This is a genomic window from Afipia sp. GW821-FHT04G03 (assembly GCF_059419985.1).
Genome location: NZ_JBWKSV010000005.1, coordinates 76,745 through 92,291, shown reverse-complemented (window position 1 = coordinate 92,291; position 15,547 = coordinate 76,745). Strand labels below are relative to the sequence as shown.

25 protein-coding genes are annotated in these 15,547 nt (G+C 60.8%); all 25 read left to right on the top strand.

Translation table 11 applies throughout. The features are described 5' to 3' along the window. The first annotated feature begins 26 nt into the window (after positions 1-26). Positions 27-2,105 carry an elongation factor G gene (fusA, locus tag AC07UB_RS22085; RefSeq protein ID WP_494654914.1) on the top strand — a complete coding sequence of 693 codons (2,079 nt, stop codon included), beginning with the start codon at positions 27-29 and terminating at the stop codon, positions 2,103-2,105. Positions 2,106-2,142: 37 nt separating this feature from the next. After that, a complete protein-coding gene (tuf, locus tag AC07UB_RS22080) occupies positions 2,143-3,333 on the top strand; it encodes an elongation factor Tu (RefSeq protein WP_492789987.1) in 1,191 nt (396 codons plus the stop codon). 108 nt (positions 3,334-3,441) lie between these two features. Beyond that, complete coding sequence (gene rpsJ / locus AC07UB_RS22075; RefSeq protein ID WP_002712302.1) at positions 3,442-3,750, top strand: 30S ribosomal protein S10; 309 nt, start codon at positions 3,442-3,444, stop codon at positions 3,748-3,750. A gap of 99 nt (positions 3,751-3,849) precedes the next feature. Continuing rightward, positions 3,850-4,578 (top strand): 50S ribosomal protein L3, encoded by a 729-nt coding sequence (gene rplC / locus AC07UB_RS22070; protein ID WP_492789986.1) that lies wholly within the window; start codon positions 3,850-3,852, stop codon positions 4,576-4,578. Continuing rightward, positions 4,578-5,198, top strand: coding sequence for a 50S ribosomal protein L4 (rplD, locus tag AC07UB_RS22065; protein ID WP_494654898.1), 621 nt, complete (start codon positions 4,578-4,580; stop codon positions 5,196-5,198). The genes rplC and rplD overlap by 1 nt, the downstream gene beginning before the upstream one ends. Next, positions 5,195-5,494 carry a 50S ribosomal protein L23 gene (locus AC07UB_RS22060; RefSeq protein ID WP_492789984.1) on the top strand — a complete coding sequence of 100 codons (300 nt, stop codon included), beginning with the start codon at positions 5,195-5,197 and terminating at the stop codon, positions 5,492-5,494. Before rplD ends, AC07UB_RS22060 begins: the two co-directional genes overlap by 4 nt. Positions 5,495-5,505: 11 nt before the next feature. Then, positions 5,506-6,342 carry a 50S ribosomal protein L2 gene (gene rplB, locus AC07UB_RS22055; RefSeq protein ID WP_492789983.1) on the top strand — a complete coding sequence of 279 codons (837 nt, stop codon included), beginning with the start codon at positions 5,506-5,508 and terminating at the stop codon, positions 6,340-6,342. Positions 6,343-6,354: 12 nt separating this feature from the next. Next, a complete protein-coding gene (gene rpsS, locus AC07UB_RS22050) occupies positions 6,355-6,630 on the top strand; it encodes a 30S ribosomal protein S19 (RefSeq protein ID WP_492789982.1) in 276 nt (91 codons plus the stop codon). 18 nt (positions 6,631-6,648) lie between these two features. Further along, positions 6,649-7,035, top strand: coding sequence for a 50S ribosomal protein L22 (gene rplV / locus AC07UB_RS22045; protein WP_492789981.1), 387 nt, complete (start codon positions 6,649-6,651; stop codon positions 7,033-7,035). A gap of 15 nt (positions 7,036-7,050) precedes the next feature. After that, positions 7,051-7,752 carry a 30S ribosomal protein S3 gene (rpsC, locus tag AC07UB_RS22040; RefSeq protein ID WP_492789980.1) on the top strand — a complete coding sequence of 234 codons (702 nt, stop codon included), beginning with the start codon at positions 7,051-7,053 and terminating at the stop codon, positions 7,750-7,752. 34 nt (positions 7,753-7,786) lie between these two features. Further along, complete coding sequence (gene rplP, locus AC07UB_RS22035; protein ID WP_019196586.1) at positions 7,787-8,200, top strand: 50S ribosomal protein L16; 414 nt, start codon at positions 7,787-7,789, stop codon at positions 8,198-8,200. 10 nt (positions 8,201-8,210) lie between these two features. Next, on the top strand, positions 8,211-8,420 hold the full coding sequence (gene rpmC, locus AC07UB_RS22030) for a 50S ribosomal protein L29 (protein ID WP_492789979.1): 210 nt from the start codon (positions 8,211-8,213) through the stop codon (positions 8,418-8,420). A 10-nt stretch (positions 8,421-8,430) separates the two neighbouring features. Then, on the top strand, positions 8,431-8,676 hold the full coding sequence (rpsQ, locus tag AC07UB_RS22025; protein WP_019196588.1) for a 30S ribosomal protein S17: 246 nt from the start codon (positions 8,431-8,433) through the stop codon (positions 8,674-8,676). A 36-nt stretch (positions 8,677-8,712) separates the two neighbouring features. After that, entirely contained in the window at positions 8,713-9,081 is a 369-nt protein-coding gene (gene rplN, locus AC07UB_RS22020) for a 50S ribosomal protein L14 (RefSeq protein WP_006611848.1), read from the top strand. Further along, positions 9,081-9,395, top strand: coding sequence for a 50S ribosomal protein L24 (gene rplX, locus AC07UB_RS22015; RefSeq protein ID WP_492789978.1), 315 nt, complete (start codon positions 9,081-9,083; stop codon positions 9,393-9,395). Before rplN ends, rplX begins: the two co-directional genes overlap by 1 nt. Next, positions 9,388-9,945, top strand: coding sequence for a 50S ribosomal protein L5 (rplE, locus tag AC07UB_RS22010; protein WP_492789977.1), 558 nt, complete (start codon positions 9,388-9,390; stop codon positions 9,943-9,945). Before rplX ends, rplE begins: the two co-directional genes overlap by 8 nt. Before the next feature lie 53 nt (positions 9,946-9,998). Further along, entirely contained in the window at positions 9,999-10,304 is a 306-nt protein-coding gene (gene rpsN, locus AC07UB_RS22005) for a 30S ribosomal protein S14 (protein WP_492789976.1), read from the top strand. A 12-nt stretch (positions 10,305-10,316) separates the two neighbouring features. After that, positions 10,317-10,715: a 30S ribosomal protein S8 gene (gene rpsH / locus AC07UB_RS22000; RefSeq protein WP_492789975.1), complete on the top strand. Its 399-nt coding sequence runs from the start codon at positions 10,317-10,319 to the stop codon at positions 10,713-10,715. Between the two features lie 14 nt (positions 10,716-10,729). Continuing rightward, positions 10,730-11,263 (top strand): 50S ribosomal protein L6, encoded by a 534-nt coding sequence (rplF, locus tag AC07UB_RS21995; protein WP_492789974.1) that lies wholly within the window; start codon positions 10,730-10,732, stop codon positions 11,261-11,263. An 11-nt stretch (positions 11,264-11,274) separates the two neighbouring features. After that, positions 11,275-11,637 carry a 50S ribosomal protein L18 gene (rplR, locus tag AC07UB_RS21990; RefSeq protein ID WP_492789973.1) on the top strand — a complete coding sequence of 121 codons (363 nt, stop codon included), beginning with the start codon at positions 11,275-11,277 and terminating at the stop codon, positions 11,635-11,637. Positions 11,638-11,712: 75 nt separating this feature from the next. Beyond that, entirely contained in the window at positions 11,713-12,285 is a 573-nt protein-coding gene (gene rpsE / locus AC07UB_RS21985; RefSeq protein ID WP_492789972.1) for a 30S ribosomal protein S5, read from the top strand. An 83-nt stretch (positions 12,286-12,368) separates the two neighbouring features. Then, a complete protein-coding gene (gene rpmD / locus AC07UB_RS21980) occupies positions 12,369-12,566 on the top strand; it encodes a 50S ribosomal protein L30 (protein ID WP_492789971.1) in 198 nt (65 codons plus the stop codon). 42 nt (positions 12,567-12,608) lie between these two features. Then, complete coding sequence (gene rplO, locus AC07UB_RS21975) at positions 12,609-13,127, top strand: 50S ribosomal protein L15 (RefSeq protein ID WP_492789970.1); 519 nt, start codon at positions 12,609-12,611, stop codon at positions 13,125-13,127. 160 nt (positions 13,128-13,287) lie between these two features. After that, on the top strand, positions 13,288-14,619 hold the full coding sequence (gene secY / locus AC07UB_RS21970; protein WP_494654893.1) for a preprotein translocase subunit SecY: 1,332 nt from the start codon (positions 13,288-13,290) through the stop codon (positions 14,617-14,619). Beyond that, entirely contained in the window at positions 14,616-15,515 is a 900-nt protein-coding gene (locus AC07UB_RS21965; RefSeq protein WP_494654892.1) for an adenylate kinase, read from the top strand. Before secY ends, AC07UB_RS21965 begins: the two co-directional genes overlap by 4 nt. The last annotated feature ends 32 nt before the right edge of the window (positions 15,516-15,547 follow it).

Sequence of the window (15,547 nt, the reverse complement as noted above, 5' to 3'; positions counted from 1 at the left end):
GAACCGGACATTAAGGAACGAACCCCATGGCGCGCCAACATCCTATCGCTGACTACCGCAATTTCGGTATCATGGCGCATATTGACGCCGGCAAGACCACGACCACCGAGCGCATCCTCTTTTATACCGGCAAGAGCCACAAAATCGGCGAAGTGCACGAAGGTGCCGCGACGATGGACTGGATGGAGCAGGAGCAGGAGCGCGGCATCACCATTACGTCGGCTGCGACCACCGCGTACTGGAACGGCAAGCGTCTGAACATCATCGACACTCCCGGCCACGTCGACTTCACCATTGAAGTCGAGCGTTCGCTGCGCGTGCTTGACGGTGCCGTTGTCGTTCTCGACGGCAACCAGGGCGTTGAGCCGCAGACCGAGACCGTCTGGCGCCAGGGCGACAAGTATCGCGTTCCGCGCATCGTTTTCGCCAACAAGATGGATAAGACCGGCGCTGACTTCTACAAGTGCCTCGATGATATCGTGAAGCGTCTCGGCGCAAAGCCGATCGCGATCCAGCTTCCGATCGGCGAAGAAAGCAACTTCGTCGGCGTGGTCGATCTTGTCCTGATGAAGGCTTACATCTGGAACAACGAGGCGCTCGGCGCAAAGTACGAGACTGTCGAGATTCCGGCCGACCTCGTCGACAAGGCGAAAGAATATCGCGAGAAGATGCTGGAAGCCGCCGTCGAACTCGACGACGAGGTTCTGTCCGCTTATCTCGACGGCAAGGAGCCCGATGAAGCGACCTTGAAGCGTCTGATCCGCAAGGCGGTTCTGACCAGCGCTTTCTATCCGGTGCTGTGTGGCTCGGCCTTCAAGAACAAGGGCGTGCAGCCTTTGCTCGACGCTGTGATCGAGTACCTGCCGTCGCCGCTCGACGTTCCTGCGATCAAGGGTCTCGACCCTGACAACGACAACGCAGAGATCACCCGCGAGCCGAAGGACGACGCGCCGATGTCGCTGCTCGCCTTCAAGATCATGGACGATCCTTTCGTCGGCACCATCACGTTCTGCCGCATCTACTCGGGTACGCTCACCAGCGGTACTGGCGCGATCAACTCGACCAAGGAGCGCAAAGAGCGCATCGGCCGCATGCTGTTGATGCATGCGAACAACCGCGAAGACATCAAGGAAGCATTCGCTGGCGACATCGTCGCGCTTGCTGGTTTGAAGGAAACGCGCACCGGCGATACGCTGTGCGATCCCGATCATCCGGTCATCCTTGAAAAGATGGAATTCCCGGAGCCGGTCATCGAAATCGCCATCGAGCCGAAGTCGAAGGCCGATCAGGAGAAGCTCGGCATCGCGCTTGCGAAGCTGGCGAACGAAGATCCGTCTTTCCGCGTCTCGACCGATCAGGAATCCGGCCAGACCATTCTGAAGGGCATGGGCGAACTGCATCTCGACATCAAGGTCGACATCCTTCGCCGTACCTACAAGGTCGATGCCAACATCGGCGCGCCGCAGGTGGCCTTCCGCGAGAAGATCACCAAGAAGGCCGAAGTCGATTACACGCACAAGAAGCAGACCGGTGGTACCGGCCAGTTCGCGCGCGTGAAGTTCGTCGTCGAGCCGGGTGAACCGGGTTCGGGCTTCGTGTTCGAATCGAAGGTTGTCGGCGGTTCGGTTCCGAAGGAATACATCCCCGGCGTCGAAAAGGGCCTCAACAGCGTGCTGACCTCAGGCGTTGTCGCGGGCTTCCCAGTGGTGGACGTCAAGGTGCAGCTGGTTGACGGCGCCTACCATGACGTCGACTCGTCGGCGCTCGCATTCGAAATCGCATCGCGCGCGGCGTTCCGCGACGCGCTGCAAAAGGGCAAGTCAGTGCTTCTCGAGCCGATCATGAAGGTCGAGTGCGTGACCCCTGAAGATTACACCGGCTCGGTCATCGGCGATCTCAACTCCCGCCGCGGCCAGATCCAGGGTCAGGACATGCGCGGCAACGCCAACGTTATCAACGCGATGGTGCCGCTCATGAATATGTTTGGTTACGTGAACAACCTGCGCTCGATGAGCCAGGGCCGCGCGACCTTCACGATGCAATTCGATCACTACGCCGAAGCACCGGCGAACGTGTCGGCAGAAGTCCAAAAGAAGTTTGCTTGATTTCTTTGACGAGAGTCAAAGTTGAACGGAGAACGTCATGGCTAAAGCTAAATTTGAACGCAACAAACCGCACTGTAACATTGGCACCATCGGTCACGTCGACCATGGCAAGACATCGCTGACCGCAGCGATCACCAAGGTCCTGGCTGAAACGGGCGGCGCGACGTTCACAGCGTACGACATGATCGACAAGGCGCCGGAAGAAAAGGCGCGCGGCATCACGATCTCGACCGCTCACGTTGAGTACGAGACCGCGAACCGTCACTACGCTCACGTCGATTGCCCCGGCCACGCCGACTACGTGAAGAACATGATCACCGGTGCTGCGCAGATGGACGGCGCGATCCTGGTCGTGTCGGCTGCCGACGGCCCGATGCCGCAGACCCGCGAGCACATCCTGCTCGCCCGTCAGGTCGGCGTTCCTGCGCTCGTCGTGTTCATGAACAAGTGCGACATGGTCGACGATCCGGAATTGCTCGAACTCGTCGAGATGGAAGTTCGCGAACTTCTCTCGAAGTACAACTTCCCGGGCGATGACATTCCGATCATCAAGGGTTCGGCTCTCGCCGCTCTTGAAAACAAGGATCCGAAGCTCGGCCACGACGCCGTTCTGGAGCTCATGAAGGCTGTCGACTCCTACATTCCGCAGCCGGAGCGTCCGATCGACCAGCCGTTCCTGATGCCGGTCGAAGACGTGTTCTCGATCTCGGGCCGTGGCACCGTCGTCACCGGCCGCGTCGAGCGCGGCATCATCAAGGTCGGCGAAGAAATCGAAATCGTCGGTCTCAAGGACACCGTGAAGACCATCGTCACCGGCGTCGAAATGTTCCGCAAGCTGCTCGATCAGGGCCAGGCCGGCGACAACATCGGTGCTCTTCTCCGCGGCACCAAGCGCGAAGAAGTCGAGCGTGGCCAGGTTCTCTGCAAGCCAGGTTCGGTCAAGCCGCACACCAAGTTCAAGGCTGAGGCCTACATCCTCACCAAGGAAGAGGGCGGACGTCACACTCCGTTCTTCACCAACTACCGTCCGCAGTTCTACTTCCGCACGACCGACGTGACGGGCGTGGTTCACCTGCCGGAAGGTACCGAAATGGTGATGCCGGGCGACAACATTGCGATGGAAGTGCACCTGATCGTGCCGATCGCGATGGAAGAAAAGCTTCGCTTCGCGATCCGTGAAGGCGGCCGCACCGTCGGTGCAGGCGTCGTCGCAAGCATCATCGAATAACAAACGATCCGTCGTCATGCCCGGCTGCGAGGCCGGGCATTCACGACCCTCTTATTAAACGTGGATGGCCGGGCTGACCGGTCGTGACGGACAAGAAAGACAGCGGCAATGAACGGCCAGAATATTCGCATTCGTCTCAAGGCGTTCGACCATCGGATTCTCGATACGTCGACCCGCGAGATCGTGAACACGGCAAAACGTACCGGTGCACAGGTTCGCGGACCCATTCCGCTGCCGACCCGCATCGAGAAGTTCACCGTCAACCGTTCGCCGCACGTCGACAAGAAGAGCCGCGAGCAGTTCGAGATGCGCACGCACAAGCGCCTTCTCGATATCGTCGATCCGACCCCGCAGACCGTGGACGCGCTGATGAAGCTCGACCTCGCCGCTGGTGTCGACGTCGAGATCAAGCTCTGAGCACGACCCCGAAGTGGGCACCGGTCTTCGGACCGGGTCGTGCTCACTAAAAAGTTTAGTTAGTCCTTCGGGACATAGAGAAGAACAGGAAGCACGCCGATGCGCTCCGGAGTGATCGCACAAAAGGTCGGGATGACGCGGGTCTTTACAGAGGCCGGTGAACATATCCCTGTGACCGTGCTCAAGTTGGGCAATTGCCAGGTTGTTGGCCATCGCACGACCGAGAAGAACGGCTACGTCGCGTTGCAGCTCGGTTCGGGCTCGCGCAAGACCGTCTATTTGCCCAAGGCTGAACGCGGCCAGTTCGCCGTCGCCAAGGTCGAGCCGAAGCGGAAGACCGCGGAGTTCCGCGTGTCCGAAGATTCGCTGATCCCGGTCGGCGCGGAAATCCAGGCTGACCATTTCGTCGTCGGCCAGTTCGTCGACGTGACGGGCACCTCGGTCGGTAAGGGTTTCGCGGGCGGCATGAAGCGCTGGAATTTCGGCGGCTTGCGCGCAACCCACGGCGTCTCGGTTTCGCATCGTTCGATCGGTTCGACCGGCGGACGTCAGGATCCCGGCAAGACCTTCAAGAACAAGAAGATGCCCGGTCACATGGGCGTCGATCGCATCACCACGCTGAACCTGCGCGTTGTGCAGACGGATGTGGCGCGCGGACTGCTGCTCATCGAAGGCGCCGTTCCCGGCTCCAAGGGTGGATGGATCACCGTGCGCGACGCCGTGAAGAAGGCTCTGCCGAAGGATGCGCCGAAGCCCGGCAAGTTCAAGCTGGCTGGCGGTACAGATACGGCTGCTCCTGAAGCAGCACCGGCTGAGGAGGGCGCGTGATGGAATTGAAGGTCACAACCCTCGAAGGTAGGGCCGCTGGTTCGGTTCAGCTGTCGGACGAGATCTTCGGTCTCGAGCCGCGCAAGGACATCATCCAGCGCGTCGTCAACTGGCAGCTCGCGAAGCGTCAGGCCGGCACCCACAAGACCAAGGGCCGCGCTGAAGTCTGGCGCACCGGCAAGAAGATGTACAAGCAGAAGGGCACCGGCGGTGCGCGTCACGGTTCTGCCCGTGTTCCGCAGTTCCGCGGCGGTGGCCGTGCGTTCGGTCCGGTCGTGCGCTCGCATGCGTTCGCGCTGCCGAAGAAGGTTCGCGCGCTCGGTCTGCGTCACGCCCTGTCGGCGAAAGCCAAGGACGGCGGTCTCATCGTGATCGAGAATGCCGATCTGAAGGATGCCAAGACCAAGGCGCTGCTCGGTCACTTCTCGGGCCTCGAGATCACCAACGCGCTGATCATCGACGGCGCCGAAGTGAACACCGGTTTCGCGACCGCGGCTCGCAACATTCCGCACATCGACGTGCTGCCGGTCCAGGGCATCAACGTCTATGACATTCTGCGCCGTCAGAAACTCGTTCTGACCAAGGCCGCACTGGATGCGTTGGAGGCGCGCTTCAAATGAGCACTCAAGACTCGCGCCACTACGACATCATCGTCTCTCCGGTTGTGACCGAAAAGGCGACTGTTGCGTCCGAGCACAACAAGGTTGTGTTCAAGGTCTCGGCGAAGGCGACCAAGCCGCAGATTAAAGACGCGATTGAGAAGCTGTTCGACGTTAAAGTGAAGAGCGTCAACACGCTGGTCCGCAAGGGCAAGACGAAAGTCTTCCGCGGCCAGTTCGGTTCTCAGTCGGATTCGAAGCGCGCGATCGTGACCCTCGAAGAAGGTCATCGCATCGACGTGACCACCGGTCTGTAAGGCGAACGACGATGGCATTGAAAACATTCAACCCCACGACGCCCGGCCAGCGCCAGCTGGTCATGGTCGATCGTTCGGCGCTCTACAAGGGCAAGCCGGTCAAGACTCTGACCGAGGGCAAGCACTCGAACGGCGGCCGTGGCAACACGGGTCGCATCACTGTGCGCTTTCGCGGCGGCGGCCATAAGAAGGCTTACCGCATCGTCGACTTCAAGCGCACCAAGGTCGATGTTCCGGCCAAGGTCGAGCGTCTTGAGTACGATCCGAACCGCACCGCGTTCATCGCGCTGATCAAGTACGCCGATGGCGAGCAGGCTTATATCCTGGCGCCGCAGCGTCTGGCCGTGGGCGACACCGTCGTCGCCGGCAACTACGTGGACGTGAAGCCGGGCAACGTCATGCCGCTCGGCAACATGCCGGTGGGCACGATCATCCATAACGTCGAGCTGAAGATCGGGAAGGGCGGCCAGATTGCACGCTCGGCCGGCACCTACGCCCAGATCGTCGGCCGCGACCATGACTTCGTCATTGTCCGTCTGAACTCGGGCGAACAGCGCCTGGTTCACGGCCGCTGCACCGGCACCATCGGTGCGGTGTCGAACCCGGATCACATGAACACCTCGATCGGCAAGGCCGGTCGTACCCGATGGATGGGCTGGCGTCCGCATAACCGCGGCGTCGTCATGAACCCCGTCGACCATCCGCACGGCGGCGGCGAAGGCCGTACCTCGGGCGGCCGTCACCCGGTCACTCCGTGGGGCAAGCCGACCAAGGGCAAGAAGACGCGTTCGAACAAATCCACCAACAAGTTCATTCTCATCAGCCGCCACAAGCGGAAGAAGAAGTAAGGATCGCCGGACATGGTTCGTTCAGTCTGGAAAGGCCCGTTCGTTGAAGGCTCTCTGCTCAAGAAGGCAGATGTCGCACGTTCGTCCGGCCGTCACGACGTCATCAAGATCTGGAGCCGCCGCTCGACGATCCTCCCGCAGTTCGTGGGACTCACCTTCGGCGTCTACAACGGTCAAAAGCATGTTCCGGTTGCAGTGAATGAGGAAATGGTCGGTCACAAGTTCGGCGAGTTCTCGCCGACGCGGACCTTCCACGGCCATTCGGGCGACAAGAAAGCCAAGAAGTAAGGGCTTAAGGACTTAGTCATGAGCAAACCAAAGCGCGAACGGGTTCTCCCGGAGAATGAAGCAAAGGCGGTAGCCCGCATGCTTCGCGTCAGCCCGCAGAAGCTGAATCTGGTGGCGCAGTTGATCCGCGGCCGCAAGGCATCGGCAGCACTCGCCGACCTGCAGTTTTCGCGCAAGCGGATTGCGGGTGATGTGAAGAAGTGTCTGGAGTCCGCGATTGCGAACGCCGAGAACAACCATGACCTCGATGTCGACGCGCTTGTCGTCGCCGAGGCGCATGTTGGCAACGGCATCGTGATGAAGCGTTTCGCACCGCGCGGCCGTGGCCGTTCGGGTCGTGTTTTTAAACCGTTCTCGCAGCTGACGATTGTCGTTCGTCAGGTCGAGGCCGAGGCGAGCGCCTAAGGGCGGGAGAAGACGATGGGTCAAAAGATCAATCCAATCGGGCTGCGTCTGGGCATTAACCGGACCTGGGATTCCCGTTGGTTCGCCGGCAAGAACGAGTATGCGAAGCTCCTCCACGAGGACATTCGCATCCGCGCCATGCTGATGAAGGAACTGAAGCAGGCTGCGGTCGCGCGTATCGTGATCGAGCGCCCGCACAAGAAGTGCCGCGTGTCGATCCACTCCGCCCGTCCGGGCGTCGTGATCGGCAAGAAGGGCGCTGACATCGACAAGCTGCGCCAGAAGGTTGCTGCGATCACCGACTCCGACGTCGTGATCAACATCATCGAAATCCGCAAGCCGGAACTCGATGCGACCCTGGTTGCGGAATCGATCGCGCAGCAGCTCGAGCGCCGCGTTGCGTTCCGCCGCGCCATGAAGCGCGCCGTTCAGTCGGCGATGCGTCTCGGCGCCGAAGGCATCCGCATCAACTGTTCGGGTCGTCTGGGCGGCGCGGAAATCGCGCGCATGGAATGGTATCGCGAAGGCCGCGTGCCGCTGCATACGCTGCGCGCTGACGTCGACTACGGTGTCGCCACCGCGTTCACCACGTTCGGCACCTGCGGCGTGAAGGTCTGGATCTTCAAGGGCGAAATCCTTGAGCACGATCCGATGGCGCAGGACAAGAAGATGGCTGAAGGCGACAGCGGACGTCCGCCCCGTCGCGACGCAGCTTGATAGATTTTTACGAGAAGGTTTGAGGGCGTAAGCCATGATGCAACCAAAGAAGACAAAGTTCCGCAAGGCGCATAAGGGCCGTATCCACGGCGTCGCCTCGTCGGGCGCGACGTTGTCTTTCGGCCAGTTCGGCCTGAAGGCGATGGCGCCGGAGCGCATCACCGCGCGCCAGATCGAAGCCGCCCGCCGCGCGCTGACCCGTCACATGAAGCGTGCCGGCCGCGTCTGGATCCGTGTATTCCCGGATTTGCCGGTGTCGAAGAAGCCCGCCGAAGTGCGAATGGGCTCCGGCAAGGGTACGCCGGAATTGTGGGTCGCCCGCGTCAAGCCGGGCCGTCTCATTTTCGAAATCGACGGCGTGACCCAGCAGACCGCGAAGGAAGCACTGTCGCTCGCCGCCGCCAAACTTCCGATCAAGACGCGCTTCGTTGCGCGCATTGCGGAGTAAGGAAACGATCATGGCCGATTTGAAAGCCGAAGATATCCGCGCGATGAGCTCCGATCAGATGGACGAGGCCGTCCTCAATCTGAAGAAGGAGCGGTTCAACCTGCGCTTCCAGCGCGCCACCGGGCAGCTCGAGAATACCTCGCGCCTGCGTGAGGCTCGCCGCGACATCGCACGCATCAAGACCATCGCAGCGCAGAAAAGCGCTGCGGCCAAGAAGTAGGGGTAGACAGATGCCAAAGCGTACTCTCCAGGGCGTCGTCGTCAGCGACAAGCAGGACAAGACCATTGTCGTGCGTGTCGACCGCCGCTTCACCCACCCGATCTACAAGAAGACGATCCGACGTTCGAAGAACTATCACGCGCACGACGAGAACAATCAGTTCAAGGCAGGCGACGTGGTTCGAATTGAGGAAAGCAAACCACTCTCGAAGTTGAAGCGCTGGACGGTTGTCCAGGCCGAAACGAAAACAGCTTAAGCGCAATAAGCGCAAGAAAGAGGACGAGGTGCATCAATGATTCAGATGCAGACCAACCTCGACGTGGCCGATAATTCCGGCGCGCGCCGTGTCATGTGCATCAAGGTTCTTGGAGGTTCCAAGCGCCGCTATGCAACGGTGGGCGACATCATTGTCGTCTCGATCAAGGAAGCCATTCCACGTGGGAAGGTGAAGAAGGGCGACGTCATGAAGGCTGTCGTCGTTCGCGTGCGGAAAGATATCCGCCGCGCCGACGGTTCCGTCATCCGTTTCGACCGCAACGCGGCTGTGTTGATCAACAACCAGTCCGAGCCGGTCGGCACCCGTATCTTCGGGCCGGTGCCGCGCGAGCTTCGCGCCAAGAACCACATGAAGATTATCTCGCTTGCGCCGGAGGTGCTGTAATGGCTGCCAAGATCCGCAAGGGTGACAAGGTCATCGTATTGAACGGCCGCGACAAGGGCCGGACCGGCGAAGTGTTCGAGGTGCGTCCCACCGAGAGCAAGGCGCTCGTGCGCGGCGTCAACCTGGTGAAGCGTCACCAGAAGCAGACGCAGGCCCAGGAGGGCGGCATCATCTCCAAAGAGGCGCCGATCCACCTGTCGAACATCGCGCTCGTCGGCAAGGACGGCAAGCCGACCCGCGTCGGTTTCAAGATCCAGAAGGACGGCACCAAGGTGCGCATTGAGAAGCGCTCGGGAGCAGAGATCAATGGCTGAGACCGCATACGTTCCGCGCCTGCGCGCGCAATTCGATAAAGAGATCCGCGGCAAGCTGATCGAGCAGTTCGGTTACACGAACGCTCTGCAGGTGCCCGCGCTCGACAAGGTCGTGCTCAACATGGGCATCGGCGAAGCTGTCAACGACCGCAAGAAGGTCGAACTGGCTGCTGCCGATCTCGCGCTGATCGCGGGCCAGAAGCCGATCGTCACGCATTCGCGCATGGCGATCGCGACCTTCAAGCTGCGTGAAGGCCAGGCTATCGGCGCCAAGGTCACGCTTCGCAAGTCGAAGATGTACGACTTCGTCGATCGTCTCGTGAATATCGCTTTGCCTCGAGTCCGCGACTTCCGCGGCCTCAATCCGAAGAGCTTTGACGGCCGCGGCAACTATTCGCTCGGCCTCAAGGAGCATCTCGTGTTCCCGGAAATCGACTACGACAAGTCGGGCGAGACCTGGGGCATGGACATTACGATCTGCACCACGGCGACTGACGATGAGCAGGCGCGTGCGTTGCTGACCGCATTTAATTTTCCGTTCCGGCAGTGAGACACTGAACTAGTTCAGCGTCTCAAACGCGGAAAGGTATGGAGACTACTCGTATGGCTAAGAAGAGTTCTGTCGAGAAGAACAACCGGCGTCAGAAGATGACGAAGAACGCTGCTGCCAAGCGCTCTAAATTGAAGGCGATCATCGCCGACAAGAAGAAGCCGATGGAAGAGCGTTTCGCGGCGACGATCAAGCTCGCCGAGATGCCGCGCAATTCGTCCGCGACCCGCATCCGCAACCGTTGCGAGATCAGCGGCCGTTCCCGCTCGGTCTATCGCAAGCAGAAGATGAGCCGCATCGCCATTCGTGAATACGGCTCGAAGGGCCTTATTCCCGGCCTCGTCAAGTCCAGCTGGTAAGGGAGGTCGGTCATGTCAACACACGATCCGATCAGCGATCTCATCACCCGCATCCGCAACGCGCAGATGCGTTCGAAGTCCAAGGTTTCGACCCCGGGTTCGAAGATGCGCGCCAACGTTCTCGAAGTGCTCAAGGCCGAGGGTTATATCCGCGGCTATGCAGCGGTCGAACACGCCGGCGGCCACAACGAGCTTGAAATCGAACTGAAGTATTTCGATGGCGAGCCGGTCATCCGCGAGATCGAGCGGGTCTCCAAGCCAGGGCGTCGCGTTTACGCCTCGGTGAAGAACCTGCCGCGCGTGAAGAACGGTCTCGGCATTTCGGTGCTGTCGACGCCGAAGGGAATTATGGCTGACCACGACGCGCGTGACGCGAACGTGGGCGGCGAAATTCTCTTCACGGTGTTCTGAGGAAGGGAAGAATTATGTCACGCGTAGGCAAAAAGCCCGTCCCGATCGTCTCCGGCGTCACCGCCAACGTCGAAGGGCAGACCGTCAAGATGAAGGGGCCGAAGGGCGCTCTTCAGTTTGTGGTTCACGACGACGTGTCGGTCGAGCTCAAGGACGGCGCGATCCGTGTCGCGCCGCGCTTCGAAACCAAGCGCGCGCAGTCGCTGTACGGCACCGCACGGGCCCAGATCGCAAATCTGGTCGAAGGCGTCACCAAGGGCTTCGAGAAGAAGCTTGAAATCACCGGCGTCGGTTACCGCGCCGCGTTGCAGGGCAAGAACCTGCAGCTCGCGCTCGGTTACAGCCACGACGTGATCTATCCGATCCCGGAAGGGATCCAGATCACCGTGCCGAAGCCGACCGAAATCACCATCGTCGGCAACGACAGCCAGCGCGTCGGCCAGGTCGCCGCCGAAATCCGCAGCTATCGTCCGCCGGAGCCCTACAAGGGCAAGGGCGTGAAGTACGCCAACGAATTTATCTTCCGCAAGGAAGGCAAGAAGAAGTAACGGAGCCGGTCATGTCGAAACTCAAGGTCACGAATGCCCGGCGCAAGCAGCGCGTGCGTCTCGCGCTGCGCCGGACCGCGAACGGGCGTCCGCGCCTGTCTGTGTTCCGCTCGTCGAAGCACATCTACGCTCAGGTCATCGACGACCTGAAGGGCGAAACGCTGGCGTCTGCCTCGTCGCTGGAAAAAGCCATGCGCGACGGCGGCAAGACCGGCGCCGACATCGATGCGGCGAAGGCTGTCGGCAAGTTGCTGGCGGAACGCGCTGTGAAGAACGGCGTCAAGGAAGTGGTTTTCGACCGTGGTGGTTATCTCTACCACGGCCGCGTCAAGGCGCTTGGCGATGCTGCCCGCGAAAGCGGTCTCAGCTTCTAAGCTGCTGGTTTGAAAATTTGAGTTTGAACGGACACAAGGACAGGAACGCAAGTTCCTCAAGGATTGGAAAACACCATGGCAGGTGAACGCGAACGCGGTGGCGGCCACAGGGGCGGCCGGGAAGAGCGCGATAGCGAGTTTGTCGACAAGCTCGTCCACATCAATCGTGTGGCGAAGGTCGTCAAGGGCGGCAAGCGCTTTGGTTTCGCAGCCCTCGTCGTTATCGGCGATCAGAAGGGTCGGGTCGGATTCGGCCACGGCAAGGCGCGCGAAGTTCCTGAAGCGATCCGCAAGGCGACCGAGTCTGCGAAGCGCAACCTGACGCGCGTTGCTTTGCGCGATGGCCGCACGCTGCATCACGACATCGCTGGCCGTCATGGCGCCGGTCGCGTCTATCTGCGCGCTGCACCGGCCGGTACCGGCATCATCGCCGGCGGCCCGATGCGCGCCGTGTTCGAGACGCTCGGCATCCAGGACGTTGTGGCGAAGTCGATCGGTTCGTCGAATCCGTACAACATGGTTCGTGCGACTTTCGACGCGCTGAAGCATCAGGATTCGCCGCGTTCGGTCGCGGCACGCCGCAACATCAAGGTGTCCACGCTGCAGTCCCGCCGCGTCGGTGGCGATGCGGAAGCGGTTGCCGAATAGTTTGGTGCATGATCCGGAAAAGTGGTCTTCCGGTTTTCCGATAAGATCATGCCGCTCTAGAGAGACTTTTTGGAGTTAAGACAATGGCCAAGGCCGCAACGAAAACCATCAAGGTCGAGCAGATCGGCAGCGCAATCCGCCGCCATCACTCGCAGCGCGAGACGCTGATCGGCCTGCGTCTCAACAAGATCGGTCGCGTCGCCGAGTTGCAGGATTCGCCTGCCATTCGCGGCATGATCGCCAAGGTTCAGCACCTCGTTCGCGTCGTCGACGAGAAGTAAGTTCGCGTCGCAAGACAGCGGAACGCAAGAAGGAATCGAACGATGAAGCTCACCGAGATCGCCGACAATCCCGGCTCGCGCAAGAAGCGTATGCGGGTTGGCCGCGGCATTGGCTCCGGCAAGGGCAAGCAGGCAGGCCGCGGCGGCAAGGGCCAGACCGCGCGTTCAGGCGTGCGCATCAAGGGCTTTGAAGGCGGCCAGATGCCGCTGCATCGCCGTCTGCCGAAGCGCGGCTTCAACAACATTTTCCGGCTCGACCTGACCGAGGTCAATCTCGACCGTCTTCAGGAAGCCATCGACGCCAAGAAGCTCGACGGCAAGGCCACCATCAACGCTGAATCGCTGGTGAAGTCCGGCCTGCTGCGCCGTTCCAAGGACGGCGTGCGGCTGCTCGGCCGTGGCGAACTCAAGGCCAAGGTCAACATCGAAGTGCACGGCGCGACCAAGTCCGCGATCGAGGCAGTCGAGAAGGCCGGCGGCACGGTGAAGATCCTGGCGCCTGCCAAGGACGCAGCCGCGCAGAAGGCTGCTGCCAAGAAGCCGAACAGGAAGGCCTCGTAACGTCGCGATCCCGCCCTTGTGACGGGTATTCGCGGCGTGACTACCTATATGCTCGCGGGAAGTCGCAGCACTATGGGGCACCGAAGCCGGTCATGACGGACAACGGGATCGGAGCCGGCGCTGCGAAAATGATGCGAACTTCGGATTCGGGACACTAGTTATGGCCTCTGCAGCGGAACAACTGGCGGCAAATCTCAACTTCGCGGCATTCGCAAAGGCTGACGAACTCAAAAAGCGCATCTGGTTCACACTGGGTGCGCTGCTTGTTTATCGGCTGGGCACCTACGTCCCGCTGCCGGGCATCGATCCGAATATCTGGAGCCAGATCTTCAAGTCCCAGGCCGGCGGTATTCTGGGCATGTTCAACATGTTCGCCGGCGGCGGCATCAACCGCATGGCGATCTTCGCGCTGAACATCATGCCGTACATCTCGGCGTCGATCATTCTTCAGTTGCTGACCAGCGTGTCGCCCCAGCTCGAAGCGCTCAAGAAAGAGGGCGAGTCGGGCCGCAAGGTCATCAACCAGTACACGCGCTATCTCACGGTCGTGCTCGCGACGTTCCAGGCTTACGGTATTGCCGTCGGCCTTGAAGGCGCAGGCAACGTCGTCGCCGATCCCGGCATGTTCTTCCGTCTCTCGACCACGATCACGCTGGTCGGCGGCACCATGTTCCTGATGTGGCTCGGCGAGCAGATCACCTCGCGCGGCATCGGCAACGGCATCTCGCTGATCATCATGGCGGGCATCGTCGCGGAATTGCCGTCGGCCATCGCCGGCACGCTCGAACTCGGCCGCCAGGGTGCGTTGTCCACGTTCCTCATTCTCGCGATCATCGTCATGGCAGTCGCGGTCATCGCGCTGATCGTGTTCGTCGAGCGCGCGCAGCGCCGGCTGCTGATCCAGTATCCGAAGCGTCAGGTCGGCAACAAGATGTTCGAGGGCCAGTCCTCACATCTGCCGCTGAAGCTGAATACGTCGGGCGTGATTCCGCCGATCTTCGCGTCGTCGCTGCTGTTGCTGCCGACCACCATCGCGAGTTTCAACGCGGGCAGGGGACCGGAGTGGTTCCAGTGGCTGACGACACAGCTCAGCCACGGCCGTCCGCTGTTTCTCGTGCTGTATCTCGGCATGATCGTGTTCTTCGCGTTTTTCTATACCGCGATCGTGTTCAACCCGACCGAGACCGCCGACAATCTCAAGAAGCACGGCGGCTTCATTCCGGGCATCCGTCCGGGTGAGCGCACCGCCGAATACATCGATTATGTGCTGTCGCGTATCACGGTCGTTGGCGCGATCTATCTCGCGGTGGTCTGTCTCGTTCCGGAAATCCTGATTTCCTACGCGTCGGTGCCATTCTATCTCGGCGGCACGTCGCTGCTGATCGTCGTCAGCGTGACGATGGATACGGTCGCCCAGGTGCAGGGCTATCTTCTTGCGCACCAGTACGAAGGGCTGATCCGTAAATCCAAATTGAGGGGCCGCCGTAAATGAGGTTGATTCTTCTCGGGCCGCCGGGGGCGGGCAAGGGAACACAGGCGCAAAGACTGGTTCACAAACACGATATTGTTCAACTCTCCACCGGAGAGATGCTGCGTGCCGCGGTTGCAGCCGGAACGCCTATCGGCCTCAAGGCGAAAGACATCATGGCCAGCGGCGCGCTGGTCCCTGACGAGGTTGTGGTTGGAATCATCGCCGATCGCATCGAGGAGCCGGACGCCAAGAAGGGCTTCATCCTCGACGGCTTTCCGCGCACCGTGCCGCAGGCCGCTGCGCTGGACGAATTGCTCAAGAAGAAGCACCTCAAGCTCGACGCCGTGGTCGAACTGCGCGTGAATGAAAGCGCGCTGCTGGAGCGCGTCGAGACCCGTGTCGCGCAGATGCGCGAGCGCGGCGAGGAGGTTCGCATCGACGATACGCCGGAGGTGCTGTCGAAGCGCCTGGCCAGCTATCGTGCGCAGACCGAGCCGCTGGTTCACTACTACTCGGAAAAGCGGAAGCTCATCACCATCGACGGCATGATGACCATCGAGCAGGTGACGGCGGCCATCAATCGCGTGCTGGCGGCTTTGACCGCGACCGAATCGACGGCCAAGGCGACCAAGGCCAAGACGGCCAAGAAGAAGTCCGGCACCAAGACCGCGGCCAAAAAGGCCAAGAAGGGCGCCAAGAGCTCCGCCAAGACGGCCAAAAAGGCTGTGAAGGCGTCGGGCAGGAAAGCCAAAAAGGCCGCCAAACCGGCCAGCAAGGCTTCCAAGGGGCGTAAAAAGCCGGTTGCGAAGGCCAAAAGCCGGGCCAGTGGAACCAAGGTGGCCAAGACCCGGAAAGTGGCCAAAAAGGTCGCTAAAAAGCGAGCTAAGGCCGTCAAACGGTTGACGAAACGCCGCTGAATACATTAATAAGCCCGCATCCAGTCGGATAG

Coding starts and splice junctions, on each gene's coding strand:
- rplC (WP_492789986.1), top strand. CDS start 3,850: ATGCGCTCCGGAGTGATCGCACAAAAGGTCGGGATGACGCGGGTCTTT.
- rpsH (WP_492789975.1), top strand. CDS start 10,317: ATGTCAACACACGATCCGATCAGCGATCTCATCACCCGCATCCGCAAC.
- AC07UB_RS22060 (WP_492789984.1), top strand. CDS start 5,195: ATGAGCACTCAAGACTCGCGCCACTACGACATCATCGTCTCTCCGGTT.
- rplN (WP_006611848.1), top strand. CDS start 8,713: ATGATTCAGATGCAGACCAACCTCGACGTGGCCGATAATTCCGGCGCG.
- rplR (WP_492789973.1), top strand. CDS start 11,275: ATGTCGAAACTCAAGGTCACGAATGCCCGGCGCAAGCAGCGCGTGCGT.
- rpsJ (WP_002712302.1), top strand. CDS start 3,442: ATGAACGGCCAGAATATTCGCATTCGTCTCAAGGCGTTCGACCATCGG.
- rplO (WP_492789970.1), top strand. CDS start 12,609: ATGAAGCTCACCGAGATCGCCGACAATCCCGGCTCGCGCAAGAAGCGT.
- rplF (WP_492789974.1), top strand. CDS start 10,730: ATGTCACGCGTAGGCAAAAAGCCCGTCCCGATCGTCTCCGGCGTCACC.
- rplD (WP_494654898.1), top strand. CDS start 4,578: ATGGAATTGAAGGTCACAACCCTCGAAGGTAGGGCCGCTGGTTCGGTT.
- secY (WP_494654893.1), top strand. CDS start 13,288: ATGGCCTCTGCAGCGGAACAACTGGCGGCAAATCTCAACTTCGCGGCA.
- rpsC (WP_492789980.1), top strand. CDS start 7,051: ATGGGTCAAAAGATCAATCCAATCGGGCTGCGTCTGGGCATTAACCGG.
- rpsE (WP_492789972.1), top strand. CDS start 11,713: ATGGCAGGTGAACGCGAACGCGGTGGCGGCCACAGGGGCGGCCGGGAA.
- rplB (WP_492789983.1), top strand. CDS start 5,506: ATGGCATTGAAAACATTCAACCCCACGACGCCCGGCCAGCGCCAGCTG.
- rplX (WP_492789978.1), top strand. CDS start 9,081: ATGGCTGCCAAGATCCGCAAGGGTGACAAGGTCATCGTATTGAACGGC.
- rplE (WP_492789977.1), top strand. CDS start 9,388: ATGGCTGAGACCGCATACGTTCCGCGCCTGCGCGCGCAATTCGATAAA.
- rpsS (WP_492789982.1), top strand. CDS start 6,355: ATGGTTCGTTCAGTCTGGAAAGGCCCGTTCGTTGAAGGCTCTCTGCTC.
- rpmD (WP_492789971.1), top strand. CDS start 12,369: ATGGCCAAGGCCGCAACGAAAACCATCAAGGTCGAGCAGATCGGCAGC.
- rplP (WP_019196586.1), top strand. CDS start 7,787: ATGATGCAACCAAAGAAGACAAAGTTCCGCAAGGCGCATAAGGGCCGT.
- fusA (WP_494654914.1), top strand. CDS start 27: ATGGCGCGCCAACATCCTATCGCTGACTACCGCAATTTCGGTATCATG.
- tuf (WP_492789987.1), top strand. CDS start 2,143: ATGGCTAAAGCTAAATTTGAACGCAACAAACCGCACTGTAACATTGGC.
- rpsN (WP_492789976.1), top strand. CDS start 9,999: ATGGCTAAGAAGAGTTCTGTCGAGAAGAACAACCGGCGTCAGAAGATG.
- AC07UB_RS21965 (WP_494654892.1), top strand. CDS start 14,616: ATGAGGTTGATTCTTCTCGGGCCGCCGGGGGCGGGCAAGGGAACACAG.
- rpmC (WP_492789979.1), top strand. CDS start 8,211: ATGGCCGATTTGAAAGCCGAAGATATCCGCGCGATGAGCTCCGATCAG.
- rpsQ (WP_019196588.1), top strand. CDS start 8,431: ATGCCAAAGCGTACTCTCCAGGGCGTCGTCGTCAGCGACAAGCAGGAC.
- rplV (WP_492789981.1), top strand. CDS start 6,649: ATGAGCAAACCAAAGCGCGAACGGGTTCTCCCGGAGAATGAAGCAAAG.